Genomic DNA, 25,771 nt, shown 5'->3' on the forward strand with positions numbered 1-25,771 from the left:
GATCTGCACCTGTTGCCAGGCCTGATCAGCTTGATCGTGACACAACCCGGACCTCATGCCCCGGATTTAGCGGCCGGGTCGCGCGGGTTTGACGCCCAATATTACTGGACGGTAGCAATACCCTTGACCACCGCGTATCGGCCCGGCTGCGGCTAGGGTTGTGCCGGTGACCGGCAGCACATGGATTGTCCTGACCAGCAGAACGTGCAAATTTCTCGCCGCAACCCTTCTCTCGGGTTCGCTGATGGTGGCCGGTTGTGGCTCGCCGACCGCGTCCGAGGAGGGCTCGACGGCCACCTCTGCGGGCTCCGGCGCAGCGAGCGTCCAATTGCATGTGCTGGCCGCGGCGTCGCTGCGCAAGGCCTTCACGGACATCGGGAAGTCCTTCGAGTCGACCCATGCCGGGACGACGGTCGAGTTCACCTTCGCGGGTTCCTCCGATCTGGTCACCCAGCTGACTCAGGGAGCGCCGGCCGACGTGCTGGCTACCGCGGATTCGGCGACCATGGACAAGGCTTGGAAGGCGCACTCGGTGATCAACCCTGTGGACTTCGCCGCAAATACGTTGACCATCGTGGTGGCGCCGGGAAACCCGAAGGGCATCGGCGGTTTTGCCGATCTGGCCCGCCCGGGCCTAGATGTGGTGGTGTGTGCTCCGCAGGTCCCGTGTGGAGCGGCGGCCGCCGCTACCTCGAAAGAGGCTGGGGTGCAATTGAATCCGGTCAGTGAGGAATCCTCGGTGACCGATGTGTTGAATAAGGTGATCGCGGGCCAGGCCGATGCCGGACTGGTGTACTTCACCGACGCGAAGGCGGCGGGCGACAAGGTCACCGCTGTGAGGTTCCCCGAGGCGCAATCGATCTCGAATACCTATCCCATTGCGGTGACGTCGAATTCGCGTAATCCCGAACGTGCCAACCAATTCATCGAAACCGTCAACGGCGATGTAGGGCACCAGATCTTGGCGGCGGCGGGGTTCTCCGCGCCGTGAGTCCGGCCCCGGGCCTGCCGCGCTGGGTTTATCTGCCCGCGGCCATCGGGGCAGTACTCATTGTGCTGCCGCTGCTCGCGCTGGTGGTGAAAGCCGACTGGGCGCAATTCCCGGCGCTGGTCGGCAGCCCCGCGTCACAGGCGGCACTGCTGCTCAGTGTCAGGACATGCCTGGCAAGTACAGCGCTGTGTCTGCTGTTTGGGGTGCCGCTGGCCGTGGTGCTGGCGCGCGGGCCCCGGCAGCTGACCCGGGTGCTGCGCCCGATGATCCTGCTACCGCTGGTGCTTCCGCCCGTCGTTGGCGGTATCGCGCTGCTCTACGCCTTCGGCAAGTTGGGGCTGCTCGGCCATTACCTGGACGCGGCGGGAATCCGCATCGCCTTCTCCACCTCTGCCGTGGTGCTGGCACAGACCTTCGTCTCCCTGCCGTTTCTTGTCATCAGTCTGCAGGGTGCGCTCGCCGCGACCGGGCAGCGGTACGACGATGTGGCGGCGAGCCTGGGCGCACCTCCCACCACCGTGCTGCGCCGGGTCTCGCTGCCCCTGGTGATGCCGGCGTTGGCCTCGGGCACGGTGCTGGCGTTCGCGCGGTCGCTGGGCGAGTTCGGTGCGACGCTGACATTCGCGGGATCGAGGCAAGGTGTGACACGCACGCTGCCTTTGGAGATCTACCTACAACGCGAATCCGATCCACAGTCGGCGGTGGCGCTGTCGCTGCTGTTGGTGGCAGTCGCGGCGGTGGTCCTTGCCGTGGTCGGTGCGCGCACCTGGCGCCCCGTTGGGTGGCGGTAGTGAGCGAGCTGCGGTTCGACGCGGGACATGCCGGCCGGGGAGTGCGGGCGGCCTTCACCGTCGCTGCCGGCGAGACATTGGCGATCGTCGGCCCGAACGGAGCGGGAAAGTCCACCGTGCTGGCACTCGTCGCCGGGCTGCTGCGTCCCGACACCGGGGAGATCAGTCTTGGCGATCATGTGCTGGCGCACTGTGGCACCGGCACATTCGTTCCCACTCATCGGCGACGGACAGCTCTGCTGTTGCAGGAGGCGCTGTTGTTCCCGCATCTGAGTGTGGCGGGCAATGTCGAGTTCGGGATTCGTGGTGGGCGCGGTGACGTATCCACCAGGCGCGATCATTGGCTCGACGCTGTCGGCGCGGGCGACCTCGCCACGCGTCGCCCCGGTGAATTGTCCGGGGGGCAGGCGCAGCGGGTGGCCATCGCACGCGCACTCGCGACCGAACCCGATCTGGTGCTGCTCGATGAGCCGTTGGTTGGGCTGGACGCCGACAGCGCGCCCGCCATCCGGGCGCTGCTGGGTCAGGTGCTGGGACGTGATGGCCAAAGTGCGCTGATCGTGACCCACGACATTATGGACGCGGTCGCGATTGCTGACCGCGTGATGGTTCTGGATTCTGGGCGGGTGGCCGAGCTCGGGGATACGGCCACCGTATTGGCGCGTCCCACCAGCCAGTTCGGTGCGCGTTTTGCGGGAGTGAACTTTGTCCGCGGCATTGCGGGGGAGGGCGGAGCCCTGCACGCCGGCGACCTCGTGCTCCACGGGGTATGGTCCGGGCCCGGCGGCCCGGCACACGAGCAGCATGCCGTCGCGGTGTTCAGGCCGCGTGATGTCGCGGTACACCTGTCCGCGCCGGGCGGAAGTCCGCGCAACGTGATTGCCGTGTCCATCACGACCCTCACCGCACATGACGACAGCGTGGTTGTAACGGCAACCGCTGGGGTCACGATATTCACGGCGCACATCACCGCGGCTGCCGCGGCAGAACTGAGGTTGACGCCTGGCGCGTCGGCATACTTTGCCGTGAAGGCCCACGAGGTCGTCATTCAGGCGGCGCAATAGCTGGGGACGGGGACTTGGAGAGGAAACCTATGTTTGCTTCTGGTCGACCAAACCCCTTGTCACCGCGTCGAATAATCTCGAATGGGCGCTTCTGGCGGCTTTCGCCAAATAGGGCGCGCCGATTGCCGGTTACGCTTGCACGTGCACAACAAAACGGTACGTTCATTGGCATGCAGCAACCACGGGCGATAGCGGCGCCGAATCGGACACACCGGGCGCGAGTGATAGCGGCGGCCATCGCGGTCACGTCGCTGTCCGGGGCGGGGGCCTACACCTTGGGCGCCTTGGGTGCGGTGCCCGTCGGTCAGGCGCCGGCATCGGTGCGCACGGCGAATATCCACCTGGTGACCACCGACGCACCGCCGCCGCCCGCACCGCCCGCAACGCCGGCTCCCGGTCAACCCGCGCCCAACCCGGAAACGCCTACGACGGTGACGACGCCTCCGCCGGCACCGGCTCCGGGTCAACCCGCGCCTACCCCGCCGCCGGTCCCCGGCGCCCCGGCCGACGGCGGCCGCGTCAACAACGATCAAGGTGGGTTCAGTTTCGTTGTGCCCCAAGGCTGGATGCAGTCGGACGCGCGCCGGCTGACGTACGGGTCGGCGCTGCTGACCAATCCCGCCGCGCCCAACGGCAGCATTCTGTTGGGACGCTTGGACCTCAAGCTTTTCGCCGGGGCCGAGCCGGACAACCAGAAGGCCGCGCGCCGGCTTGCCTCGGATATGGGTGAATTCTTCATGCCGTACCCGGGCAACCGCGTGAATCAGGAAGATCAGAGCTTCGATGTGGCGGGGATGTCCGCGGCTTCCTCATATTACGAGGTCAAGTTTGATGACGCGGCCAAGGAGCCGGGCCAAATCTGGGCCGCCGCCGTGGGGAAGGGCAAGGATCGCTGGTTCATCGTCTGGCTGGGTACCTCTGCGTCGCCCGTCGACAAGGGTGTGGCCAAGGCGTTGACCGAGTCGATCCGTCCCTGGACACCGCCGACTCCGCCATCTCCCGCGGCCGCACCGCCCGCGGACCCGAACCAACCGCCGCCCGCGGACCCGAATCAGCCGCCGCTGCCGCCGGCTGATCCGAACCAGCCCGCTGCTCCGGCGGCGCCTGCCGCACCCGCAGCACCCGCGCCGGAGCCGGCCGCGCCGGGACAACCCGCGCCGCCGGCACCGCCCGCCGCACCTGCTGCGCCCGGCGTGCCGGTTTAGGGCACTTTGTAGTTCGTTGCCCGACCGGTCGGCGTGCGCGCCGGGGAAGCGCCTAGCTTTTGGTCTTCCCCGCGATGAATTTGTAGACGACCAGCAGAATCACCGCGCCGACCAGTGCGCCGAGGAACGCGTGATTGATCGGCGGGGTAACGGTGAACTTGTGCGGAGCGAACACCAAGCTTCCCAGCGTGCCGCCGACATATCCGCCGACGATGCCTAGCAACGCCGTCGCGATCCAGCCGAAGTTTTCCTTGCCGGGCACGATCAACCGAGCGATCCAGCCCACGATCAGGCCGAGAATGATCATCCAAATGATGTTCAACACCATGTCTAGCTCCTCGCGTATCTGTACTTCAGGAAACGAGCGTCGACCCGGTGCTGATGCTAGTGGAACGGCGCTTCCTGGGCGCTATTACCGCGCGCGACGGGCAATGAGCGCCTCACACCGCGTGGGTCGGTGCCGTGAGGACGCTGTGACAGCCGGATAACGCTGACGGAAGAATCCGGGAATCTGCCTCGCACACCATGGCGGAGTGACTGAGACAAGCGCGCCGCCCGCCGCGCGTCGCGCCGCATGTTCGTACTGCGGCGTCGGCTGCGGTGTCGTGGTGCGCGCTGACGACCGCGCGGCGGGCCCGGTCACGATCGCCACTGTCGAAGGCGACACCTTGCACCCGAGTAACCACGGGCGTTTGTGCACCAAGGGAGCTACCCATGCGCAGTTGATGGCGGCCGACGGACGAATGACGGCGGCGCACATCCGTGCCGCGCGGGGGCAGGAACCGGTTCCCGCACCGTTGAAGACAGCGATCGCCGAGGCGGGCCGTCGGCTGCGCCAGGTCCTCGACACTGATGGGCCGGACGCGATCGCGCTGTATGTGTCCGGCCAGATGACCCTGGAGGCGCAGTATCTGGCCAACAAGCTTGCCAAGGGCTACCTCCGCACCTCGCATATTGAGTCGAACTCCCGGCTTTGCATGGCAAGCGCGGGCACGGGATATACACAGTCGCTGGGTGCCGACGGACCGCCCGGTTCTTATTCGGACATCGAACACAGCGACCTGTTTCTTGTCATTGGCGCGAACATGGCCGATTGTCACCCGATCCTGTTCCTGCGCATGGCCGACCGGCTTGGCAGTGGTGCACGGCTGATCGTGGTGGATCCGCGGCGCACTGCCACCGCCGACCGGGCCGATCTGTTTTTGCAGATCACCGCGGGCACCGATCTGGCTCTACTCAATGGGTTACTGCACCTACTGGTCGAGAACGGTGATATCGACGCCGAATTCATCGCCGGACATACGGAGGGCTGGGCGGGCATGCCCGAGTTCCTCGCTGGCTATGCGCCGGCTGTCGTGGCGGCGATCACCGGACTGGCCGAGGACGATATTCGTACCGCCGCCCGATGGATTGGGGAAGCGCGCGAATGGATGACATTGTGGACGATGGGGCTCAACCAGAGCACTCACGGCACCTGGAACACCAATGCCATCTGCAATCTGCATCTCGCGACCGGAGCCATCTGCCGACCCGGCAGCGGACCGTTTTCTTTGACCGGACAGCCAAATGCGATGGGCGGCAGGGAAATGGGCTACATGGGGCCCGGGCTACCGGGTCAACGCTCCGTCAAATCCGCGGCCGATCGCGAGTTCGTCGAGCGGCAATGGCGACTGGCGCCAGGCTCTATCCGCGCGGAATTCGGTACCGGCACTGTCGATATGTTCACCCAGATGGCCACAGGGAGCATCAAGGCGTGTTGGATCATCTGTACGAACCCAGTTGCCTCGGTGGCGAATAGACAAAACGTCATCGAAGGACTGCGGCGCGCGGAATTGGTGATCGCCCAGGACGCATTCCTGGCCACGGCCACCAACGGGTACGCCGACATACTTCTGCCGGCCGCGCTGTGGGCTGAATCAGACGGTGTATCCATCAACTCCGAGCGCACGGCCACCCTGACAAGCCAGGTGGTGCAGGCCCCTGGTGACGCCCAACCCGACTGGCGGCTGATCTGTGATATTGCCGCCGCGATGGGTTTCGGGGACGCGTTCGACTACTCCTCGAGTGAGCAGATCTTTGAGGAGATCCGGGCATTCTGGAACCCGCGCACCGGATACGACATGCGCGGCATCAGCTATGCGAGGCTGCGGCAGGGGCCGGTGCAATGGCCCTGTCCAAGCGTGGATTCGGGGGATCGCAACCCGATTCGCTACCTGAACGACGGAATCAGCCAGCACCTTCATACCGACGGCGCTGACGTCGTACCGCGGCTGGCCTTCCCGACCCCGTCTCGCCGGGCAGTGTTCCATGCCCGCGCGCACCGTCAGCCCGCGGAGCTGCCCGGCGAGGGATATGCCATGGTTCTCAACACCGGACGCCTGCAACACCATTGGCATACGTTGACCAAGACTGGGCGGATCAAGACTCTTGACCGATTGCACCCATCGCCGTTCGTGGAGATCCACCCGCACGATGCTGCGACGTTGGGCATCGCCGACGGCGACATCGTCGAAATCGCCTCGCGCCGGGGTAGCGCGGAGCTGCCCGCAATCGTCAGCGACAAGGTGAAGCGCGGCAGCTGTTTTGCGCCCTTTCACTGGAATGACGCGCACGGACCGGGCCTGACGATCAACGCCGTGACAAACGATGCCGTCGATCCGGATTCACTGCAACCCGAGTTCAAGGTGAGCGCCGTCGCGCTGCGACCGACCGGGCGGGCGGTCGCCGACACCGCGCCGGCGAAGCAGACGAAAACCTTGGGGGACATCGCAATTCTCTGGACCTCGCAGACCGGGAATGCCGAGATGGCGGCGGTCTCGGTGTGCCGGGTCCTGCGAACGGCGGGAATCTCGGCCACGATCACCGCGATGGACGAGTGTGATCCCGATGATCTGGTGGCGGTCCGCACCGCAGTGGTCATCGCCAGTAGTTTCGGTGAGGGTGGGCCGCCTGACAATGGATCGCGATTCTGGGAAGCGTTGTCAGGATATGTAAAACCCTTGAACCACCTGCGTTATGCGGTGCTGGGGTTCGGTGACCGTGCGTACGCGAACTTCTGCGGTCATGCCAGGGCGCTCGACGAACGGCTGTGTGAGCTGGGCGCAAGCCCGGTGCTCGGCCGGGTGGACGGTGAGGCCACCGATCGAACGCTTGTCGCGTCCTGGACTGCCGACTTGCTGGAGACGATCGGGGAGGGTGCCACCGCGATCACCGAGACCGTGAGAACGCTGCGCAGCACGGGGCTACCGGCGGCCGCACCGGAACGCTTCACGCGGGCAGCGCCCATTCTGGCGGCACTGTCGCACAACGAGATTCTCTCCGCGCCGGGCTCTGATAAAGAGGTGCGCCGCATCGAGTTCGATCTGACGGGCCACGATGTGGCCTATTCGGTGGGTGACGCGCTGGGGATCTATCCGACGAACCGTGAGGAAGATGTCCAGCGTTGGCTCGAAGCAACCGGTTTGGATGCCGGGCTTCCCATAGCCGTCGACGGGGGCGAGCTTCCCCTGGCCACCGCATTGACCGATCACTACGACATCTGCCGGGTCACCGATGATCTGCTGCGTTTCGTCGCCGAGCGGCGCCGCGACAAACACTCGATCAAGTTGTTGCGGGGTTCCGATACTGAGGCGCGTGCGGTGTGGCTGCGGGGCCGTAATGCCCTGGACGTGATCCGCGAATTCCCGGTCCGCGCCGATCTCGAGGAGTGGCGGCAGGTTCTGATCCGGCTCACTCCGCGTCAATACTCCATTTCGTCGAGCCCTTTGGTCAGCCCACAGGCCATTTCGCTGGCGGTGTCGATCGTGCGGTATCGCGGGCCGGACGGCTCGTCGCGAGGTGGTGTGGGATCGACCTTCCTGGCCGACCGGGCCCAGCGACTGCCCGTCCCGATTTTCCTGCAGCGGTCGCCACATTTCCGCCCGCCGGAGGCTTCTGACACGCCGATGATCATGGTGGGGCCCGGCACCGGGATCGCGCCATTCCGGGGGTTCCTGCAGGAACGTCGGGCACTCGGGCATACCGGAGCCAACTGGCTGTTTTTCGGTGATCAGCACCGGTCCGAGCATTTCTACTATCGCGACGAGCTCGACGGTTTCCTGCGCGACGGCTCATTGCGCAGGCTCGATCTCGCGTTCTCGCGTGACCAGGCCAAACGCATCTATGTTCAGCACCGCATGATGGAACAGGGAGCACAACTGTGGCGGTGGCTCTGTGGGGGTGCGCATCTGTACGTGTGTGGCGATGCCAGCCGGATGGCCAAGGATGTCGACAGCACGCTACTGGCCATCGCCCAGAAGTACGGAAGGCTCTCGGGAGAGCAAGCTCTAGAGTTCCGCAAGGAGTTGGTGGCGCAGAAGCGTTATGTCCGCGACGTGTACTAGGACACGTCGGCTATATTCGTGACGCGCGATGGATCTCGCCAGGGCTTGTCCCGAACCGCCACTGACGGCTGATAGTTCCTGTGTTGATGTGTCGTGACACGATGGGACCGAATGTGACCGCTGCGAATCGCCAAAAACCCCAGCTCCCACGGCCGTATCTGCGGCCTTCCGCGCTGTTCTGGGTCTTTTTCGGCGGCGTGTGCGGGACGGCGCTGCGTTACTGGTTCGAGCAGCTGTGGCCGGCCTCCGGAACCTCTTGGCCGTGGGGGACCTTCGCGGCCAACCTCTGCGGGGCGTTCGTGCTCGGCGCGGTTCTGGAGACACTCACGCTGCTCGGGCCCGACGGCGGGTGGCGCCGGCATGTCCGGCTGTTCCTCGGAACGGGCTTCTGTGGCGCCTTCACCACGTACAGCGCCCTCGCGCTGGAAATCAGCAACCTATCCCGCAACGGCTTCCTGGTGACGGGCGTGGTCTACGCGCTGGTGAGTGTGCTCGCCGGTATGGTCGCCGCGATCGGTGGAATAGCTACTGCGGCAAAAGTTCTCGCTCGCTATTCGGGAGGGGCCGAGTGACGGTTCTGGTCGTCGTCCTGGCGGGGGCGCTCGGTGCGGTGCTGCGGTTTGTGGTGGATTCGGCCGTCAAACAGCGGTGGACCCATCGCTTCCCATGGACGACCCTGTTCATCAATCTCACCGGATCGGCGTTCATCGGCCTGCTGGCGGGATTGGTGATGTTCCACCACAGCGCACCGCAACTGCTCACCGTCCTGGGTACCGGGTTCTGCGGTGGATACACCACTTTCAGCACAGCCAGTGTCGAATCGGTGCGCCTTGTCGAACAACGCCAATGGTCCCTGGCCCTGTACAACACATTCGGCACGCTGCTGGGCACCGTGGGCGCGTGTGCGGCAGGTCTGGCGCTGGGGTGGGTACTAGCGTGAGGATGGAGTCATGAGCGAGTCGCCCGCTGCGCAATTGGTGATCGGATGGGACCACTATCCGCCGAGTACTGCCGCGTTGCGCTTCGCGATAGATATGGCCCGGCGGCTGCATGCGCACATACACGTGGTGCACATCCAGGACATGGACGACGAACCGGTGGATCCCGATTGTGACAGCTGGGAATCGCAGTCGCGCATGGCAATTGCCGAAGCCGAAAGTGCGGCGCGCGAAGAGTTGGTGACCGGCGACGTGTCGTGGGAGTACCACCGTGCGCATGGACCCGCCGCGGTTCAGCTCCTGGCCTTGGCGCAGCAGTGCGACGCACTGATGATCATCTTGGGCAGCCCTCGGGGTGGTCCCGCATCCGCACTCGACACGCTGCTGGGTCAATCGGTGTCGCATCGCCTCATCGGCGCGCGGCGAGTCCCGCTGGTGCTGGTGCCCGCCGTCTGACTATTGCCGCGGGGCGAATGCTGCTGCGGTAGCCTGGCGCCGTGCGCAGCAAATTCAGTACTGGGTCTTCGGTGCACCTTGGCCCCGTCACGATCGATGGGGTGACGGTGCTGCTGCGGCCGCCCCGGTTGGCCGACGGGCCGTCGTGGCGGGAGACAGCGCTGGCTTTCGAGGAACGGCTCTCGCCGGCATTCGACCGTGACGATATGGACTGGGAAAGCGCGCATTCGCCGGTCATGTGGGTGGATACCTGGCGCGCGGCGAGCGCCGACGCCCGGGCCGGCGGCGTCTCATACCTCTTGGTGCGCATCGACGATGGTTCCGAGCGGGTGGTGGGCCACTTCTTGATGGCGGGCCGAGATCACCGCACCGGCGGGGCTGAGATCTCCACCTGGGCCGCGGACGTCCCCTCCGCGGTGAGCGCGTGGGCGCAGCTGACCACGGTCTTGTCCGCCTTCGACGGTAACCCCGCCATCCCGCACGCCCTGGCACCGGCGGCAGTTTCCAATGTGGGTGCAAACAGGTTCGCCGAATCGATGGGGTGGACCCAGCTACAGACACGACGTGCGCTGCGCCGCTACGGCGGGCAGGTGTCTGACCATCACATCTGGTTCTTGCCCAATACGGCCGAGTACCGGGATTGGGCCCGGCGGCGCCTTTCGGCAATCCCCTTCACCCGAGCGCCGTTCACCGCGCCGGCGCCCCGCATGCCGAGCGCCGAATATCTGGCCGCGTGGCTGCGATTCGTGGCAATACGCGCGCGCCTGCGGTTCGGCACTCTCCGCCGCAAGGCGATAGCGGAGTCACCTCTGGAAATTCCTTCCGGTAGTGGGGAAGTGGCTCGGATCGAACGCGGTGAGTCAGGTCAGTATCGTGTCTCGATTGGCGGCCGTCCGGCCGGCTCGATTGACGTCTATTCCGATATAGGAACGGCAACAACGGAATTGGTGCCCCGGCTGCCCCTGTGGGTATCCGATTCCGCCCGCGTCGCCGTGGTGTCCGGGCTCGCGGGTCACCTGGCGCAGGGTCCGGCGGTGTCGTGCAGAACAACTGTCGTGGCCCAGGAAAGCGATGCGATGCTCGCGGATCGGCTCGCGGCACTCGGTTTTGCCGACGAGGGCACGGCGCCGGCCGCGTTGGGTGAAGATGGGCCACCGCGACGGATGTGGACGCGGCTGCGGAATCCGGATGCGAAATAGACACGATGTACACGCAATGATGTTCTCGCAGTAGTTGATTAATCACCGCATCGCGTGTTTGTGTGGTGCGCTACCCTGCCCAGGTGCGCGCACGCGATCGACATAGCGCCCCGGCTTGCCTGGGGCCGGTCCGGGTTGACGGCATGACCGTCATGTTGCGTAAACCCCGACTGTCAGATGGCCCGTCCTGGCGGGAAACGAACCTGCGCTACGAGCGGCGTTTGGCGCCGGCCTTCGCGCACCAGGAGATGTCGTGGCCCGAAGCTCACTCGCCGTACATGTGGGTCCACACCCGGCGGCAGGCGCTTGCCGACGCGGCGCGCGGCTGGGTTTCGTACCTGTTGGTCCATCTCGACAGTGGCCAAGAGCGCGTGGCCGGTCATCTGGTCATGGCTGGTCGACACCCACGGACCGGAGGTACGGAGGTGTCGACATGGACGGCCGGGGTTCCGCACTCGGTCACCATGTGGGCGCAGACCGCGTTGATCATCGCCGGATTCGAGGCCGATCCGCATGTTCCGCACGCGGTGGCACCGTTGGCGGTGCAGAACGTGGCCGTTCACCGACTTGCCCAGGCCGTGGGTTGGTCCAGGCTGCAGACGTGTCGCAGACTCCGCATCTTCGATGGCGCTCCCAGCGATCACGAGATCTGGTTTCAGGCCAATTCCGCCGAGAACCTCGCCGCCTTGCGCGGCAAACGGGACGCGCTGTCGAACGGCGCGCCCGAACGGGTCCGCGCCGGCCGTCCGGCGATCCCGTGGAGCCAGCTGTTGGCGTGCGGCCATTACGAGCTGCGCAATCGGCTTCGGCGCACCACACCGAACGCTAATTCGACAGTACCGGTTGATATTTCGGGACGTCCGGCGGGGGTGATCGAGATATCCGTCGACCCCGGAAGCTCCACGACCGAGCTCATCGTCAGAGCGCATGCTGATGCGCCCGAGGACGCGTTCACGCCGGATCTCGTGAAACTCGCGGCGCGGGTGCGGGCGGCTCCGGCACCCACGCGGCGGGTCGTCGTGGCCGCGCGCGCCGACGATCTGGTCCTGATCGAGGCCCTCGCGGCAGCGGGCTTCCAGGGCGAGGGGCCTACTCTGCCCACCTATGGCGAGTCGGGTATCACTCGCCATCTGTGGACGTATCTCACGGCTGACTAATCCCGCGCCGCACGGGCGTGGGCCTCGGCCAGCAGCGGTCGCACCACCTCGGCGAATGTGTCCTCACTGGGGTTGACCACGCACACCCATTTGGCACCGCTGTACTCCGGATGCGGCAAGACCCGGTCGAATTCGGTGTAGTCGATGGCACTCGACGCATCCTGGCCTCGCAGCAGGTTGGTAAATGTGGTGCCACCCACCCCGATGTTGAGGCGGTACACCGACGGGCGCTCCAAATCGGAGTGGGAGTCGTATGCGGCGTTCGACATCAGCGTGATCACCGGTACTTGACGATCGGTGCCGCTGAAGAAGAACCAATTACCCTGCATGACCTCGTGTTGGAGGTCGGGGAAGGTGGTGACGATGTATTCGATGACGGCGCCCTCGTCGATGCCCACAGCCATGGCGCCAAACTTACCGGCCTAGGCTGCTCACATGTTGCGAGCGGGAATCGTGGTCACGGGCACGGAAGTCCTCACCGGGCGGGTCGCCGACGCGAACGGGCCATGGCTTTCCGAACACCTACGCGAAGCGGGAATCGATGTCGCGCATATCTGCGTGTGCGGAGACCGCAAGGACGATCTGCTTGCGCAGCTTCAGTTTCTCACCGATCAAGGCGTCGATCTCATCATCACATCGGGCGGCCTCGGGCCCACCGCCGACGATATGACATTGCCTACCGTGGCTGAATTTGCCGACACCACACTTGTTTTCGATGCCGCACTGGAAGCGGCGATCATGGACCGGTTGCGTCCGATGGCCGATCGCTGGGAAAATGTCGACTGGGAGGCGCTGCGGGTCGGCATTGCCAAGCAGGCGCTGGTTCCGGCTCGGGGACAGATCCTGGATCCGGTGGGTACCGCGCCGGGAGCGATCGTGACCGCGGGCAAAGTGGTCATTGTGGTTTTGCCTGGGCCGCCGCACGAACTGCAGCGGATGTGGCCCGCGGTGGTGCGTGCCGAGCCTTTTCGCGGACTTGTCGGTGACGATGCGGTGGCCATCGAGCAGACGATCCTGCGGCTGTACGGAATCACCGAGCCGGATATCGCCGAGACGCTTCGTCTCGCCGAGGAAGCGCTGGGAAGTCTTGCCGCGCTGGAGATCACCACCTGCCTGCGGCGCAGCGAGGTCGAGGTGGTCACCCGGTTCGAACCGTCCGCCCGGCCCGCCTGGGAACGCCTCCACGAGTTCATCGCGACTCGACATGGCGCGGCGCTGTTCTCCTCCGATGGTTCAACCGTCGACCAGGTGGTGGCCGCGCTGCTGCGGGGAAGACGCCTTGCCGTCGCCGAGTCGTGCACGGCAGGGCTGCTGGGGGCCCGGATCGCGGATGTGCCGGGATCCTCGGCATACTTCCTCGGCGGTGTCATCAGCTACGCCAACGACGTAAAGATCGGCCAGTTGCAGGTGGACCCGCAGCTTCTCGCCACTCACGGGGCGGTATCACCGCAGGTGGCAGCGGCCATGGCCGACGGTGTTTTGACGGCTCTGGGTGCCGATATCGCGGTGTCCACGACGGGGGTCGCGGGACCGGGCGGCGGCTCGCCCGACAAGCCGGTGGGCACTGTGTGTTTCTGTGTCAAGACGGTAGCGGGGGAGCGGGCGGATCTGCGGGTCGTTATCCCCGGGAACCGCAACCAAATCCGCGAACGCGCCACTACCGTCGCCCTGCATCTGCTGCGCCGGCTGTTACAGCAATAGTCCTATTCGCTGAACGGGGCCGCCTTGATCAGCATCGGGAAGGCCGCGTATCGGGTCAGCCAAGCGGCACGTCCGGACGGCACCGCGGAGCTTTCTGCTGCCCAGGCCTTGAGCATGTGCCGTTTGAAATCCAGTCGGGGATGGCGCCGTAACAGCTCCTGTACCCACTCGGTATCGAGGTCGGAGAGTCGCAGGCCGAACACATCGGTTCCGGCCCCCGCTGAGACGAATCCGCCTGGATCTGACAGGTTTTCACTGGCGCCCAGGGTGATATGCGCGGCGACTGCCGCGCCGACCGCCTGTGCTCGCGTCTCGGGCGCGCCCTGATCCCTCACGAACTGCGCGGCGCGTTCACCGCCCACCACGGCGAAGCATCGCCCGGGTGTCGGATGTTCCAGCTGCAGATCGTGCAACAGGCTCGCGACGTACACCAGCTCATCGTCGACGCGGATCCCGTCCAGCTCGGCCAATGCCTTTCCGAAGAAGTAGGTGCGATACGAATGTTCGAGCACGTGCGGCGTGACACAGTCGCGTGCCTCCTGCTCGGCCGCCAACGCGAGCGCGGAATCGGGCACCGCAATTGATCCGAATTCGACGCGTCCCTGCCCGCGCCGTCCGATCCGGGTTCTGACGGCGTCGCTCACCATCCCTGGCAGCGTGCGGATCAGGCGCCCCAACAGTGCGCGCCGCTGTGTGGCTGTGATCGTCCCGCCGGTTCGGGTCGCCCACTCCCAGTCCAGTTCGAATGTCGTCATGACGTAAGTCAAGTCGAGCGCGCCGAGAGCAGCCAGTGGCATGAATGCCACAGATACTCGGATTCATGCCATAGTGAGTCATGGGCACCAAGACGGTCGCGGCGCTGGCCCTCGACGGTCTGATCACCTATGACCTGGCGTGTGCTGTGCAGATGTTCCGCAGGGGGCCGGGGCGCGCGGGTGCGCCGGACGGCTTCGATCTGGTGACCTGCGGTCACCGGGCCGGGAGTGTCTGGACACCGGACGGTTTCACTCTTGAGGTGGAGCATGGCATCGATGCCCTCGAGTCCGCCGATATCGTGGTCGTCCCCGCGCGTGCCCCACACGACTATCCGCCACCGGATGACGTGCTGAACGCTTTGGTGGCCGCGCATCAGCGCGGAGCCGTGGTGTTCAGCATCTGCTTGGGTGCTTTTGTCTTGGCCGCCGCGGGCCTGTTGGACGGAAGGCCCGCGACCACGCACTGGGAGTACTGCGGCGATATGCGCCGGCTTTATCCGCTGGTCGACGTGCGGCCCGACGTCTTGTACGTCGATGACGGTGACATTCTCACGTCGGCGGGGCTGTCGGCGGGTATGGACCTGTGCCTGCACGTGGTGCGGCGCGAGTTGGGTGCGGCGGCCGCATCCGATATGGCCCGCTGGAATGTCATGGCGCCCCATCGTGATGGTGGCCAAGCTCAGTTCATCCCGCCCGCCAAGACCTTTCATGATTCCGTCGGCCTTGGTCCGGCGCTGAGTTGGGCAGCAGGGCACCTCGCCGAGATCGATGACGTGTCGGCGCTTGCGCGCCGCGCGCATCTGAGTCTGCGCACCTTCAACCGGCGCTTCGCCGAGGAGGTGGGTACCACCCCCAAACGGTGGCTTGACCTACAGCGTGCCACCCGGGCTCGCGAGCTGCTGGAGAACACCGAGATGACGATGGAATCCATTGCCGCACAGTGTGGATTCGGCAGTGTTACCGCGATGCGGACACACCTGCGCCGGGTTACCGCCACCACGCCGAGCGCCTACCGCCGGGCCTTCCGGCGGTAGGCGCGTTGCCGTCAGCGCGCGACGTGTGGCATCAGGGCATCGGGCGGAATGACGCCGAAGCGGCCTGCCTGATAATCCTCGACCGCCTGAATCAGTTCGGCCTTGGTATTCATCACGAACGGGCCATAGGCCACTACGCGCTCGCGGATCGGCCGGCCACCCAAGAGCAGCACCTCCATCGCGGGACGGTTGCCATCCTGGGTCTCACCGGCGTGGACCGTGATCCGGTCTCCCGGGCCCAGTACCGCGAGTTGTCCCTGTTCGATGGGGTGACCCAACGTGCCGACGGTACCGCGCCCAGAGAGCACATAAACCAGGGAATTGAACTCTCGGTTCCAGGGCACGTTCAATTGTGCGCCTGGCTGAATGGTGGCATGTGCCAGGGTGATTGGCGTGTGGGTGCTACCCGGGCCGTGATGTGGGCCGATGTCGCCGGCAATGATGCGCACCAGCGCGCCGCCGTCGGTTGAGGTCACCAGTGTGGTCTGCGCTCCCTCGATCGCCTGATACGCGGGGGTCAGGAACTTGTCACGTGCCGGAAGATTGACCCACAGCTGGATGCCGTGGAAGGTGCCGCCGCTCTCCACCAGTTCTGCTGGGGGAGTTTCGATATGCAGAATTCCGGATCCCGCCGTCATCCACTGGGTGGCACCGTCGTGAATGAGCCCGCCGCCGCCATGGGAGTCCTGATGCGCGAATCTGCCGTCGATCATGTACGTGACCGTTTCGAAGCCGCGGTGGGGATGCCAACTCGTCCCGCGCGGTTCGCCCGGTTCGTACTCGACCTCGCCCATTTGGTCCATGTGGATGAACGGATCCAACTCGGCGGAGGACACGCCGGCGAAGGCGCGCACAACGGGGAAGCCCTCGCCCTCGTAACCGCGCGGACCGGTGGTGATGGATCGCACCGGGCGTTCGGTGTCGGTGGGCTCGGGGGCTGTGATGCGCGGCAGGGTCAGGGCTTCCGTCGACGATACGGTGATAGCTGGCATGAGAACCTCCTTGGGGGTTGTGTCGCTATGCCCTCATCAACCGGACCGCAGTCCGCTTTATTCCGGCCGGGTGTTGAGGGCGCAGGCGGCCGCGGCGGCCACCGCCTCACCCGCGGCCAATAATGGCTCGGGGCTTCGCAGTGCCCGGCTCAGCACAAACGCGCCCTCCAGGCTGCTGATGAATCCCAGGATGAGGCGGCGGCGCACGGTATGCGGCAGGCCTGATCCGGCGATTCGCTCGGTGCCCTGCTCGATCCAGTCGGTGAAGACGTCGGCAGTGGCGCGACGCAGTGTTTCGTCCGTACTTGCCACCTCCAGTGCGATGGTGGCAATCGGGCAGGCGTCGGCGTAGTCGGTTGCCATGAGGTTGTCGGCGGCCGTGGTGAATGCTGTTCGAATGGTTTCCGGTAGGTCGGGACCGCCCTGGTCGAAGACCGCCATCACCAGGTCCCGATACATCGCACCCGAAGCCCGGATCGCCTCATCGGCCAGCTGGGCTTTGCCTCCGGGGAAGAAGTGATAGATGGATCCGAACGGAGCGCCCGCACTCTGGGCGATCTGTTTGAGCCCGGTGCCGGTCATGCCCTGCCGGCGGAACAGTTCGCAGGTGGCCGCGACTATTCGATCGCGAGTGTCGGCGGGCATCGCATGTCCTTTCGGATCCTTCAAGAACCTTGTCTCCGCGTGGCACGCATTGTACGGTCCTACTAGAACGTTCTATCAATTCCGTTGAGATTTCCAAGGACGTGACATGGACAAAGTGCTCAAGTATCTGGCCGTCCTGACCGGGGTGACCTGCGTGGCGATCGGGTTGTATCACGTTGTCGGCGGGCCGGAAACGGTGTTCGGCGGTGGCGAGGTCAATGCGAGTACGGACAGCCAGGAACGGTTCTTCGCCGGGCTCTTCGCCGTGTACGGGGTCGCGTGGATCTGGGTAGCGCGGCTCTCGCCGATTCCGGGTATCGCGATTCGGCTGCTGGCGGCGGGGCTGCTGGCCGGTGGCCTTGGCCGGGTGGTTTCATTGATCGACAGTGGGCAGCCGCACCCGTTCTGGATCGCTATGCTCGTCGTCGAAATCGCGGTTCCGGCACTGTTTTTCGCCATCGCAGGCGCAGACGAGAAGGCTCGTTGACGCCGCAAAAACAATATGCGAGTTCAGATTTCGTAACCGCTAGAGTGCGTAGTACCGACAGCGCCGGTGCTGCCGGAGGCACTCCAGGAGGAATCTATGCGGTTCACCTTCGCCGAGGCGATGACCGACCCGTCGTACTACATCCCGTTGGCCCAGGCGGCCGAGGCTGCCGGATACAACGGGATGACCATCGCCGACAGTCTGGCGTATCCCTACGAGTCGGATGCGAAGTATCCGTATACGCCCGACGGGAATCGCGAATTCCTGGAAGGCAAACCGTTCATCGAGGCGCTGACCCTCACCGCGGCGCTGGGCGCCGTGACCTCGACTCTTCGGTTCAACATCTTCGTCCTCAAGTTGCCGATCCGGCCGCCCGCGCTGGTGGCCAAGCAGGCCTCGTCCATCGCGGCATTGACCGGTAACCGTCTGGGTCTGGGCGTGGGCACCAGCCCCTGGCCCGAGGATTACGAGCTCATGAACGTGCCCTTCGCCAAGCGCGGTAAGCGTATGGACGAGTGCATCGAGATCATTCAGGGACTCACCACCGGCGACTACTTCGAGTTTCACGGCGAGTTCTACGACATCCCCAAGACCAAGATGTGCCCTGCGCCGACGGCGCCCATCCCGATCCTCATCGGTGGTCATGCCGACGCGGCCCTGCGGCGCGCGGCCCGATGCGACGGCTGGATGCACGGCGGTGGCACCGAGGACCTGGATGAGCTGCTGGCCAAGCTGAACAAGTTCCGTGAAGAAGAAGGAACCGCCGACAAACCGTTCGAGGTCCACGTCATCTCTCTCGACGGATTCACCGTTGACGGCGTAAAGCGCTTGGAGGACAAGGGCGTCACCGACGTCATCGTGGGCTTCCGTATTCCGTACATGATCGGAAACGACACCGAGCCGCTGGAGACCAAGATCAGAAACCTGGAGAGCTTCGCCGAACACGTCGTCTCCAAGGTCAATCCCTAGCGGTCAATCCCCAGCGCCTCGTTCTTTCCGCGCACGGACGCAAAAGTCCCCGGCACATCGCGTGTTCGGGGACTTTTGCGTCCGCACGCCGTGGTTGCGGCCACGGGGCACCCGCCCGGACGATCTCCAGGTTTCTGTGGCAGGGTGTGGGCCGCATTCCGTCCGGACCGCCCGGATAGCCCTCAACCAGCCCACTCGTAAGGAAAGCCATTGTCCGCGTTGACCTATACCCAGGCCATCGTCATCGGAGCCCTGCAGGGAGTCACCGAGCTCTTTCCCGTGTCCAGCCTCGGCCACTCGGTACTGGTGCCGGCATGGATCGGCGGCTCGTGGCAGAACCTTGTGACTCAGGGTGACTCGGATACCGGCACCCCGTACCTGGCATTTGTGGTCGGGTTGCATGTGGCCACTGCGCTGGCGCTCTTGGTGTTCTATTGGCGCGATTGGGTCGGCATCATCGCGGGGCTGATCACCTCGGTACGCACCCGAAAGATCGAGACCTCGGCTCAGCGGCTTGGCTGGCTGATCGTGGTCGCGACCATTCCGGTGGGGTTGCTCGGGCTACTGCTTGAGCACTCGCTGCGCACCCTATTCGCCAAACCCAGCGCCGCCGCCGTGTTCCTGTTCATCAATGGGCTCCTGCTGGCCGGCGCCGAGGTACTGCGCCGGCGGCAAGTAGCTCAGGCCGCCAACGCACACAACGCGCAGAGCCCTAAGCAGATCGCGGATCTGAGTTACGTGGACGCGGGCACCATCGGCGTGGCGCAGAGCCTGGCGTTGCTCGCGGGCATCAGCCGCTCGGGTGTGGCGATGGTCGGGGGACTGCTTCGCGGGCTAGACCATGAGGACTCCGCCAAATTCGCGTTTCTGCTCGCCACTCCGGTGATCCTGGCCGCAGGCGTGCTCAAGCTGCCGACATTGGCCGGCCCGCAGGGGGACGGCATCCTCGGGCAGGTCGTGGTCGGCTCCCTGGTCGCAGCGGTGGCCGCCTATCTGGCGGTGCGCTTCCTCACCAAGTACTTCCACACCCGCACCCTGATCCCGTTCGCGGTGTACTGCCTGCTGGCGGGTGCGGTGTCGATGGTCCACTTTCTCTAGGCCTGCGCCCGCACGGCCGAAGTCCTAGCTGGTTGACCCCGGTGTGCGTATCTGTGCGGCCAGCCACGGCAACGCGTCCGAGAAGGTGCGGCTGGCGAACTGCCAGGTGTGCCCGCTGATCATCTGGTGAATCGTGCAGGAGATGTGGACCTGCTGCGCCGCCGTGCACAGATCCTGCGCGGCGCCCTCCCTGTCGTCGTCGGTCACGTCGTCGTGCCCGCCGATTCCGGTGGGCGTGTCGGCCGTGGGCCGCTTGGGACCGCTCGGCTTTTTGGCGTCGGCCGGCGGGATCGCCTCTTCGAACCATCCCGTCACACCGGTGTACGGTCCGTGCTTGGCCATGACAGTTCGGGGATCGAAGGCATCCCATGCGGCGGCGTCGCCGCCGTACAGACGGTCGATCGTCTGTTGTTTGGTTCCGGCAGTGGGTCCGTGGTCGCCGGCGATATCGACGAACGTGGAGAACAGGTCCGGATGCATGACTGTCAGGTCGATAGCGCAGGTGCCGCCCATGGACCAGCCGACGACCGCCCAGTTCGCGGCGTCGGGTGATCCGTTGAATTCCGAGACCACATATGGCCGTACGTCCTCGGTGAGATGGTTCGCGGCGTTCCCCCGGGGCCCGTTGACGCATTCGGTGTCGTTGTTGAAACTTCCCGCGACATCGACGAAGACGAAGATCGGCGTCAGCCCGTTGTGCGACTTGGCGTAGTCATCGATCATTTGGGTGGCGTTACCGGTGCGCACCCAGTCGGCGGGGGTGTTGAATTCCCCGGCGATCATCATCACCACGGGCAGCCGGGGCGGGCTATCACCCGCGAACCAGGCGGGCGGCAGGTAGACGTATTCGCCGCGGTGTTTGAATCCACTCGCGTCGGCGAGGATGTCCACCTGCACCAGCTTGCCGGTCGCGGGGTTCGAGTTGCGCAGACCGGCAAGGTCGTTCATATCGACCTCATTGGGCAGCGGGCCCGCGGAGATCGCGCCCCACGCCGCCTGCACGGTGGGGTAGTAGCCGACCCAGGTGTTGAGTGCGACGAGCGCCGCGAGCAGCGTGAGCGGAATGGCCAGCAGCGATATACCGCGACGCCACCATGGCGCGCCGCGGAAGCCGATGACGGCGACCGCGACCGATGTGGCAAATACCCCGATCCACAACCACAGCCGCAACGGCGCCGGATCCGAAGCCAGACCCTCGGAGTTCATGTAGACCCACGCCGCCACGGCGCCTAGCGCGCCGACGGCTACGCTCACGGGCACCCACAGCAGACGCCAGCGGCGGGTGCGCCATCCGATGACAACCAGTAGTGCCACCACCGCCAGCACCTGAACAACGATCGGAAACCAGCCGCCGAGGGCGGAAACCCCGTGGCTGTACTGATGGAAATCGTTGGCGGGCAACTGTGGGATAGGGGTCGGCGCCGGAGCTGGCGTCGGCGTAGTCGGTGGCACGCTGACATTGTGATGACGTTTCCTGGGAGGAAGCTGTACATGACCCAGAGTTACCTGTCGGACCAGGCGATCGCGCTGATGTCCGCCGACGAGCGCCGAGAGCTGATCCAGCGGCTGGAACGCCCGCTCAGTGAGGTGGCTCCGCCAAATCTGGCCAGGTTTCGCGCGCTGCGGCTGGGCCTGATGATCGGTGGCTCTGTCGCCTTGATTCCATGGATCACTTACCTTGCGTTCACACTGCCCGAAAACTATGTGGCACAGCGGTGGACGGTGACGTGGGTCGGGTTCGACATGCTGTTGGTGGCCTTCATGGCAGCCACCGCGGTGTTAGGCCTGTTGCGCCGTCAACTGCTGGTGTTGACGGCGTTCACCACCGGAGTGCTCCTCATCTGTGATGCCTGGTTCGATGTGATGACAGCCGGCCCGAGCGAAGTGTGGTGGGCGATCCTGACGGCTGTCGCGGTGGAGCTGCCCATTGCGGTGGTGATGATTCGGGGAGCGTTGCTGATCACACGATTGACGTTGACGCGACTGTTGGTGATCGAGCCCGGTATGGCGCTGTGGCGGGTGCCGTTACTGCCCTGAGCAGCTACCAGCAGTGTGCGAATCCGTCGCAGTACTGCGGGAAGCGTTCGACGGGTACCTCGAGGGGCTTCACGAATTGCAGGCTGAAGGGTTTCTTCGTCATCCCGGGCTGACCGCCGCAGACCGCGCTGTGGATGGTGGTGTGCGTGCCCGCGAGGGTCTCGTCGTTGAAGACGTACTTCTCCTGGGTAGCGGCGAAGCTGCCGTCGGGGCAGGTCATACCCTGCGGGCGGGCATGGATGAAGGTCCACTGGTCATCAACCAGTTTGGCGGGGATGGAGAAGTTCTGGAGCTTGTCGGCGTGCTTGACGATGTCCGGTGTTGCGCTGGTGACGGTGAGGGTGCAGCCGTCGGCCTGGATCGTGGGATCGGTGTAGTCCGATTGGATGCGGGTGCCTGAGGCTTGCACGCAGACGGCGGACATTGTCCAGGTGACATCGCCGAGGCCCTCCTCGATCAGCCGGTAGGTCCCGTCGGCCGGAGGCGCCACTGCCGCCGCCGGGCCGGCGCAGGCGATCCCCAGCGCGGTTGCGAAGACGGGAGCCATCAGCAGGGGAGTTGTGCGCACGGGTCAAGTATCGCAATGCGGCGGCGCCCTCAAGACACAACCTCAGTCATTAGACGCGTCGTCCAATAGGGCCAATACGAGATCTGCGACGGCTGTCATGCCCTCCTCGTTGGGGTGCAGCGGTGCCGGGTGCCACGGCCAGGGGATGCCGGGCCGTGTCGTCCAGGGGTGCGCTGACCAGGCGTGGCGGTCGGTGCTGGCGGCTGATGCCTGAACGATCTCGCAGCCAGTGGCGTGCGCGGCCGCCGCGGTCGCCGACGCGAGGGCTGCGGCGATGCGATGTCCGGTTGCCGTCTCGCTGGATGTATACGGAGGCGCGGGCTCGCCCTGAGGCGGTAGCAACGAGAGATAGTCGACAAAGAGCACCCGGGCGCGTGGTGCCCTGCTTCGCACCTGCTCACCCACCGCGCGCAGGGATTCCCCGATGACCGTCACAGCCGCCTCGCGCTTGCCGGTGTCCAGCAGCTCTCGTAGCGCAACACCGACCACGGGCAGCACACGCAGGATGCGCGGTAGCGCGGCGGCCACCAGGAACGGCACATATCCCACGTCATTGCCGCCGATGGTGACGGTCACCAGCTCCTCACTGCCGTCGAGCGCGTCGATCTGTGGTGCGGCGGTGTGCTGCGGGTCGGTCAGGACATGTGCCGTGGTGGCCCCGGAATGGGTGACATCGACCAGCTGGTACCCCATGCGCTCGGCAATCTGGTGCGGGTAGTTGCGTGCCGATCGCCCCGCCCGCCGGGGCGATCCTGGCACGCGCGGGCCGATGCCCGGCCCGGCTGCCATCGAACTTCCCAGGGCCACGTAGCGTCCCGCCATATGCCCAGCCTATCGGCGGGTGAGTGCGGCAAGCCGCCGTAGCGACGACCCCACTCCGCGTGGGCGTGGATCGTCCAGCCGCAGCACCGGCCAGCCCTGCTCGGATGCCAGCACCGCCAGCCTGCCGCGCGGATTCACCGGGCAGGGTGCGCCGACCAGGGCCATCAGATCTATGTCCTCCTCGCCGTCCGCGTAGAAGTAACTGCGCTGCAAGTCAACGGCGTTGGAGTCGCAGAACCGCCGAACGGCGGCCGCCTTGTTGCGGCCCCACACAATGGGTTTGCGAATATCGCCGGTGAGCAGTCCGCGATCGTCGACGTCGAAGTGGTTGCACAGCACATGGCTGATCCCCAGGTGACGCGCCACCGGCACGGCATGGATGGTCAGTGCCGAGGAACTCAGCACCACGGTATGGCCCCGCTCCTGATGGGCCCGTACCCGCTCACGCATCTGCGGGTAGATCATCGAGGCGTTGTGCTGGTGGAAGATTCGTTCACCCACTGCCTCAAGCTCGCTCAGTGAGTCGCCGCGCAGGTATCCGGCCGCCCGCACCACCAGTCGTTCGAATTCCATGCGGCCCAGCTTGTACCGGAACGTGGCCTCCAGAACTCCCAGCACCTCGCCCACGCTGGCCTGACGTCGGCGCATCCGATCGCGGGCATGTGCCGTCGGCGTGAATCCGGCCACGAGGGTGCCATCCAGATCGAAGAAGGCCCCTATTCGCGCGCCACCGGCACTGAGCGCCAGATCGGCCACGGGATCGGATGCCGAGTTGGCCGTCATAGCCGTCAATCTACCGTTGCCCGGCGCACACGGGTCCGTGAAGACAAGATGGGGTGATGGATCCACGGTCGCGCACCGCACGAGCCCCCGTGCTGATCAGCAGGCGTGCGGCGCTGTGCGCTGGGGCCATGCTGGCACTCGCCTCAACATCGGTGAGCGGATGCGCGCCCGATTCTCCCGTCGGTGCGCCGTCTGATCTTGGATGGGAAGTGCTGCGCCGCAGCCTATCTGGAACTCTTGTGCTGCGTGGCGAGGCTGCCATGGACGATTTCGCACGGGCATTCAATCCACTGTTCGACGTGAACCGCCCTGGTGCGGTGGCGTTCTGCGCGTCCGAGCAGGACGTGGCACGCTGCGTGGAATTCGCAGCGGGTGCCCGGTTGCCGATAGCGGCGCGCAGCGGCGGGCACAGCTATGCCGGCTACTGCGTTCCCGATGCTGGTTTGGTGGTAGATCTGGGCCGTATGGCCGGGGTCACGGTCACCGGGACGCAGGCAGTGATCGGGGCCGGAGCGCGCCTGATCGACGTGTATGCCGGCGTTGCGGGCGCCGGCCGAATGCTGGCCGGGGGGTCGTGCCCGACAGTCGGCATCGCCGGATTGACGTTGGGCGGCGGGGTGGGGGTGCTCACCCGCAAGCTCGGGCTTACCTGCGATCAACTCGTTTCGGCTCGCGTGGTGACCGGGGACGGCAAGGTTCGGGTGGTATCGAAGGACTCCGAGCCGGATCTGTTCTGGGCAATTCGCGGCGTTGGCGGCGGAAACTTCTGCATTGCAACCGAGTTCACTTTCGAAACGGCCGAGACTGTCGAGCTGACGGTGTTCACCCTTGACTACGCTCCAGGCGACATGGCTGCGATCATGCGCCGATGGCTGGCCGTCATGGCCGGTGCTCCCGATGGGTTGTGGACTACGCTGCAAGCGATCGGCGGCGCCGTGCCGCACTGCCGGATTGTGGGATGCATTGCCCAGGAGGAAGATCCGCGCGAGCTGGCCGAAGACCTGCGCGGCTCGGTCGGGGGTACGGTCACCGACCGATTTATTGCCGAAATGCCCTTTCTCGACGCCATGAAGTTCATGGGTGGATGCTCCACTTTGACTGTTGCCCAGTGCCATCCGTCGTGGACCGGCGCGCAGGAGGGTCAATTGCGCAGGGAGGCATTCGTGGCGTCCTCGCGCATGGTTCCGGATGCGGCCGCCGATACCGCGCGCATCGAAGCACTCCTGACGGACAAGGCCGGGCTTACCTTCATCTTCGACAGTCTGGGTGGGGCTGCGGCCCGAATACCGGCTGACGCCACGGCTTTCCCTCACCGGAAAGCGGCGGCCTCGGTGCAGATCTACCATGGTGTCGGTGGGGACGCCGCCATGGCGTACGAGCGCGTGAACGAGGCTCGGGACCGGCTTGGTGAGATCTGCGGCCCCGCCGCGTATGTGAATTACATCGACCCTCGGTTGCCCGAGTGGGCGGCCGCGTATTACGGAGAAAACCTGCCGCGGCTGAGAGCGATCGCCGCCAGTTATGATCCGAACGGGGTCTTCGGGTTCGCGCAGGCGGTTCGGCCGTAGTCGCGGTCAGTCATCGGATTTGCGTCGATCAGGTCCAGGCCCCCGAGAATGCCCCGACGACTCGGTGGCGGGGCTGTGGAACAGCACGTCCACAGGTAGGCGTGGGTGGTCAGCCCGGCGAAGGGGCTA

At 65.5% G+C, this 25,771-nt stretch carries 26 protein-coding genes and 1 riboswitch; of the genes, 17 read left to right on the top strand and 9 right to left on the bottom strand.

Going from position 1 to position 25,771, the window contains the following annotated elements; translation table 11 throughout:
- The first annotated feature begins 160 nt into the window (after window positions 1-160).
- The 4 genes from modA (at window position 161) to ABG82_RS12975 (ending at window position 4,051) form a co-directional block, all read left to right on the top strand.
- Window positions 161-991, top strand: a complete 831-nt coding sequence (gene modA, locus ABG82_RS12960) for a molybdate ABC transporter substrate-binding protein (RefSeq protein ID WP_043078962.1) — start codon at window positions 161-163, stop codon at window positions 989-991.
- The gene (locus tag ABG82_RS12965; RefSeq protein ID WP_043078961.1) at window positions 988-1,782 is read left to right on the top strand and encodes an ABC transporter permease; all 795 of its coding nucleotides are present in this window, start codon (window positions 988-990) and stop codon (window positions 1,780-1,782) included. Before modA ends, ABG82_RS12965 begins: the two co-directional genes overlap by 4 nt.
- A complete protein-coding gene (locus tag ABG82_RS12970; RefSeq protein ID WP_043078960.1) occupies window positions 1,782-2,846 on the top strand; it encodes a sulfate/molybdate ABC transporter ATP-binding protein in 1,065 nt (354 codons plus the stop codon). Before ABG82_RS12965 ends, ABG82_RS12970 begins: the two co-directional genes overlap by 1 nt.
- A gap of 170 nt (window positions 2,847-3,016) precedes the next feature.
- Complete coding sequence (locus ABG82_RS12975) at window positions 3,017-4,051, top strand: APA family fibronectin-binding glycoprotein (protein WP_043078959.1); 1,035 nt, start codon at window positions 3,017-3,019, stop codon at window positions 4,049-4,051.
- 52 nt (window positions 4,052-4,103) lie between these two features.
- On the opposite strand, the gene ABG82_RS12980 is transcribed toward ABG82_RS12975, so the two are convergent.
- A complete protein-coding gene (locus ABG82_RS12980) occupies window positions 4,104-4,379 on the bottom strand; it encodes a GlsB/YeaQ/YmgE family stress response membrane protein (protein ID WP_043078958.1) in 276 nt (91 codons plus the stop codon).
- Window positions 4,380-4,659: 280 nt separating this feature from the next.
- Here ABG82_RS12980 and ABG82_RS12985 point away from each other — a divergent pair, with 280 nt between their 5' ends.
- From ABG82_RS12985 to ABG82_RS13010, 6 genes are all read left to right on the top strand, one after another.
- Complete coding sequence (locus tag ABG82_RS12985; protein ID WP_043079011.1) at window positions 4,660-8,433, top strand: bifunctional nitrate reductase/sulfite reductase flavoprotein subunit alpha; 3,774 nt, start codon at window positions 4,660-4,662, stop codon at window positions 8,431-8,433.
- Window positions 8,434-8,448: 15 nt separating this feature from the next.
- Window positions 8,449-8,521: riboswitch (Fluoride riboswitch) on the top strand.
- Window positions 8,522-8,534: 13 nt separating this feature from the next.
- Window positions 8,535-9,005, top strand: a complete 471-nt coding sequence (locus ABG82_RS12990) for a fluoride efflux transporter FluC (protein WP_078343852.1) — start codon at window positions 8,535-8,537, stop codon at window positions 9,003-9,005.
- A 5-nt stretch (window positions 9,006-9,010) separates the two neighbouring features.
- The gene (crcB, locus tag ABG82_RS12995; protein ID WP_276049459.1) at window positions 9,011-9,373 is read left to right on the top strand and encodes a fluoride efflux transporter CrcB; all 363 of its coding nucleotides are present in this window, start codon (window positions 9,011-9,013) and stop codon (window positions 9,371-9,373) included.
- A gap of 10 nt (window positions 9,374-9,383) precedes the next feature.
- Window positions 9,384-9,827: a universal stress protein gene (locus tag ABG82_RS13000; protein WP_043078956.1), complete on the top strand. Its 444-nt coding sequence runs from the start codon at window positions 9,384-9,386 to the stop codon at window positions 9,825-9,827.
- Window positions 9,828-9,868: 41 nt separating this feature from the next.
- Window positions 9,869-11,026 (top strand): GNAT family N-acetyltransferase, encoded by a 1,158-nt coding sequence (locus tag ABG82_RS13005; protein ID WP_054173196.1) that lies wholly within the window; start codon window positions 9,869-9,871, stop codon window positions 11,024-11,026.
- 83 nt (window positions 11,027-11,109) lie between these two features.
- Complete coding sequence (locus ABG82_RS13010) at window positions 11,110-12,183, top strand: GNAT family N-acetyltransferase (RefSeq protein ID WP_131676283.1); 1,074 nt, start codon at window positions 11,110-11,112, stop codon at window positions 12,181-12,183.
- Here the strand turns inward: ABG82_RS13010 and ABG82_RS13015 are convergent.
- Window positions 12,180-12,587, bottom strand: a complete 408-nt coding sequence (locus tag ABG82_RS13015) for a DUF6194 family protein (RefSeq protein WP_043078953.1) — start codon at window positions 12,585-12,587, stop codon at window positions 12,180-12,182. The genes ABG82_RS13010 and ABG82_RS13015 overlap by 4 nt on opposite strands.
- Window positions 12,588-12,618: 31 nt before the next feature.
- On the opposite strand from ABG82_RS13015, the gene ABG82_RS13020 reads away from it, so the two are divergent.
- Complete coding sequence (locus ABG82_RS13020) at window positions 12,619-13,884, top strand: competence/damage-inducible protein A (RefSeq protein WP_043078952.1); 1,266 nt, start codon at window positions 12,619-12,621, stop codon at window positions 13,882-13,884.
- A 2-nt stretch (window positions 13,885-13,886) separates the two neighbouring features.
- Here the strand turns inward: ABG82_RS13020 and ABG82_RS13025 are convergent, their stop codons facing one another.
- Window positions 13,887-14,681: an HD domain-containing protein gene (locus ABG82_RS13025; protein WP_109475903.1), complete on the bottom strand. Its 795-nt coding sequence runs from the start codon at window positions 14,679-14,681 to the stop codon at window positions 13,887-13,889.
- A gap of 38 nt (window positions 14,682-14,719) precedes the next feature.
- Here ABG82_RS13025 and ABG82_RS13030 point away from each other — a divergent pair, with 38 nt between their 5' ends.
- Window positions 14,720-15,673: a GlxA family transcriptional regulator gene (locus tag ABG82_RS13030; RefSeq protein ID WP_043078950.1), complete on the top strand. Its 954-nt coding sequence runs from the start codon at window positions 14,720-14,722 to the stop codon at window positions 15,671-15,673.
- 11 nt (window positions 15,674-15,684) lie between these two features.
- On the opposite strand, the gene ABG82_RS13035 is transcribed toward ABG82_RS13030, so the two are convergent.
- Window positions 15,685-16,665, bottom strand: a complete 981-nt coding sequence (locus tag ABG82_RS13035; protein ID WP_043078949.1) for a pirin family protein — start codon at window positions 16,663-16,665, stop codon at window positions 15,685-15,687.
- 57 nt (window positions 16,666-16,722) lie between these two features.
- Window positions 16,723-17,310 (bottom strand): TetR/AcrR family transcriptional regulator, encoded by a 588-nt coding sequence (locus tag ABG82_RS13040; protein WP_043078948.1) that lies wholly within the window; start codon window positions 17,308-17,310, stop codon window positions 16,723-16,725.
- A 106-nt stretch (window positions 17,311-17,416) separates the two neighbouring features.
- Between ABG82_RS13040 and ABG82_RS13045 the strand changes: the two genes are divergently transcribed.
- The 3 genes from ABG82_RS13045 (at window position 17,417) to ABG82_RS13055 (ending at window position 19,864) form a co-directional block, all read left to right on the top strand.
- A complete protein-coding gene (locus tag ABG82_RS13045; RefSeq protein WP_043078947.1) occupies window positions 17,417-17,797 on the top strand; it encodes a DUF4345 domain-containing protein in 381 nt (126 codons plus the stop codon).
- A 96-nt stretch (window positions 17,798-17,893) separates the two neighbouring features.
- Entirely contained in the window at window positions 17,894-18,766 is an 873-nt protein-coding gene (locus ABG82_RS13050) for an LLM class flavin-dependent oxidoreductase (protein ID WP_043079009.1), read from the top strand.
- A 210-nt stretch (window positions 18,767-18,976) separates the two neighbouring features.
- Entirely contained in the window at window positions 18,977-19,864 is an 888-nt protein-coding gene (locus ABG82_RS13055) for an undecaprenyl-diphosphate phosphatase (RefSeq protein WP_043078946.1), read from the top strand.
- 24 nt (window positions 19,865-19,888) lie between these two features.
- Here the strand turns inward: ABG82_RS13055 and ABG82_RS13060 are convergent, their stop codons facing one another.
- Window positions 19,889-21,316 carry an alpha/beta hydrolase gene (locus tag ABG82_RS13060; RefSeq protein ID WP_078343853.1) on the bottom strand — a complete coding sequence of 476 codons (1,428 nt, stop codon included), beginning with the start codon at window positions 21,314-21,316 and terminating at the stop codon, window positions 19,889-19,891.
- A 39-nt stretch (window positions 21,317-21,355) separates the two neighbouring features.
- Between ABG82_RS13060 and ABG82_RS13065 the strand changes: the two genes are divergently transcribed.
- On the top strand, window positions 21,356-21,901 hold the full coding sequence (locus ABG82_RS13065; RefSeq protein ID WP_043078945.1) for a hypothetical protein: 546 nt from the start codon (window positions 21,356-21,358) through the stop codon (window positions 21,899-21,901).
- Between the two features lie 4 nt (window positions 21,902-21,905).
- On the opposite strand, the gene ABG82_RS13070 is transcribed toward ABG82_RS13065, so the two are convergent.
- From ABG82_RS13070 to ABG82_RS13080, 3 genes are read right to left on the bottom strand one after another with little or no spacing between them, the layout of a single operon-like run.
- A complete protein-coding gene (locus ABG82_RS13070; RefSeq protein ID WP_052511062.1) occupies window positions 21,906-22,469 on the bottom strand; it encodes a hypothetical protein in 564 nt (187 codons plus the stop codon).
- A 42-nt stretch (window positions 22,470-22,511) separates the two neighbouring features.
- Entirely contained in the window at window positions 22,512-23,291 is a 780-nt protein-coding gene (locus ABG82_RS13075) for an SGNH/GDSL hydrolase family protein (RefSeq protein ID WP_043078943.1), read from the bottom strand.
- Between the two features lie 9 nt (window positions 23,292-23,300).
- Window positions 23,301-24,074: an HAD family hydrolase gene (locus tag ABG82_RS13080; protein ID WP_043078942.1), complete on the bottom strand. Its 774-nt coding sequence runs from the start codon at window positions 24,072-24,074 to the stop codon at window positions 23,301-23,303.
- A 56-nt stretch (window positions 24,075-24,130) separates the two neighbouring features.
- On the opposite strand from ABG82_RS13080, the gene ABG82_RS13085 reads away from it, so the two are divergent.
- The gene (locus ABG82_RS13085; protein WP_043079007.1) at window positions 24,131-25,642 is read left to right on the top strand and encodes an FAD-binding oxidoreductase; all 1,512 of its coding nucleotides are present in this window, start codon (window positions 24,131-24,133) and stop codon (window positions 25,640-25,642) included.
- Window positions 25,643-25,771 lie beyond the last annotated feature (129 nt).

The organism is Mycobacteroides immunogenum (assembly GCF_001605725.1).
In the GTDB taxonomy this organism is placed as follows: domain Bacteria; phylum Actinomycetota; class Actinomycetes; order Mycobacteriales; family Mycobacteriaceae; genus Mycobacterium; species Mycobacterium immunogenum.

Bases quoted from the DNA above. Each gene is read 5' to 3' on its own strand.
- ABG82_RS13065 (WP_043078945.1), top strand. From the start codon at position 21,356: ATGACCCAGAGTTACCTGTCGGACCAGGCGATCGCGCTGATGTCCGCC.
- ABG82_RS13045 (WP_043078947.1), top strand. From the start codon at position 17,417: ATGGACAAAGTGCTCAAGTATCTGGCCGTCCTGACCGGGGTGACCTGC.
- ABG82_RS13075 (WP_043078943.1), bottom strand. From the start codon at position 23,291: ATGGCGGGACGCTACGTGGCCCTGGGAAGTTCGATGGCAGCCGGGCCG.
- ABG82_RS13035 (WP_043078949.1), bottom strand. From the start codon at position 16,665: ATGCCAGCTATCACCGTATCGTCGACGGAAGCCCTGACCCTGCCGCGC.
- ABG82_RS13025 (WP_109475903.1), bottom strand. From the start codon at position 14,681: ATGCCACTGGCTGCTCTCGGCGCGCTCGACTTGACTTACGTCATGACG.
- ABG82_RS13020 (WP_043078952.1), top strand. From the start codon at position 12,619: ATGTTGCGAGCGGGAATCGTGGTCACGGGCACGGAAGTCCTCACCGGG.
- ABG82_RS13040 (WP_043078948.1), bottom strand. From the start codon at position 17,310: ATGCCCGCCGACACTCGCGATCGAATAGTCGCGGCCACCTGCGAACTG.
- ABG82_RS13015 (WP_043078953.1), bottom strand. From the start codon at position 12,587: ATGGCTGTGGGCATCGACGAGGGCGCCGTCATCGAATACATCGTCACC.
- ABG82_RS13050 (WP_043079009.1), top strand. From the start codon at position 17,894: ATGCGGTTCACCTTCGCCGAGGCGATGACCGACCCGTCGTACTACATC.
- ABG82_RS13000 (WP_043078956.1), top strand. From the start codon at position 9,384: ATGAGCGAGTCGCCCGCTGCGCAATTGGTGATCGGATGGGACCACTAT.
- ABG82_RS13080 (WP_043078942.1), bottom strand. From the start codon at position 24,074: ATGACGGCCAACTCGGCATCCGATCCCGTGGCCGATCTGGCGCTCAGT.
- ABG82_RS13030 (WP_043078950.1), top strand. From the start codon at position 14,720: ATGGGCACCAAGACGGTCGCGGCGCTGGCCCTCGACGGTCTGATCACC.
- ABG82_RS12990 (WP_078343852.1), top strand. From the start codon at position 8,535: ATGGGACCGAATGTGACCGCTGCGAATCGCCAAAAACCCCAGCTCCCA.
- ABG82_RS13085 (WP_043079007.1), top strand. From the start codon at position 24,131: ATGGATCCACGGTCGCGCACCGCACGAGCCCCCGTGCTGATCAGCAGG.
- ABG82_RS12975 (WP_043078959.1), top strand. From the start codon at position 3,017: ATGCAGCAACCACGGGCGATAGCGGCGCCGAATCGGACACACCGGGCG.
- ABG82_RS12980 (WP_043078958.1), bottom strand. From the start codon at position 4,379: ATGGTGTTGAACATCATTTGGATGATCATTCTCGGCCTGATCGTGGGC.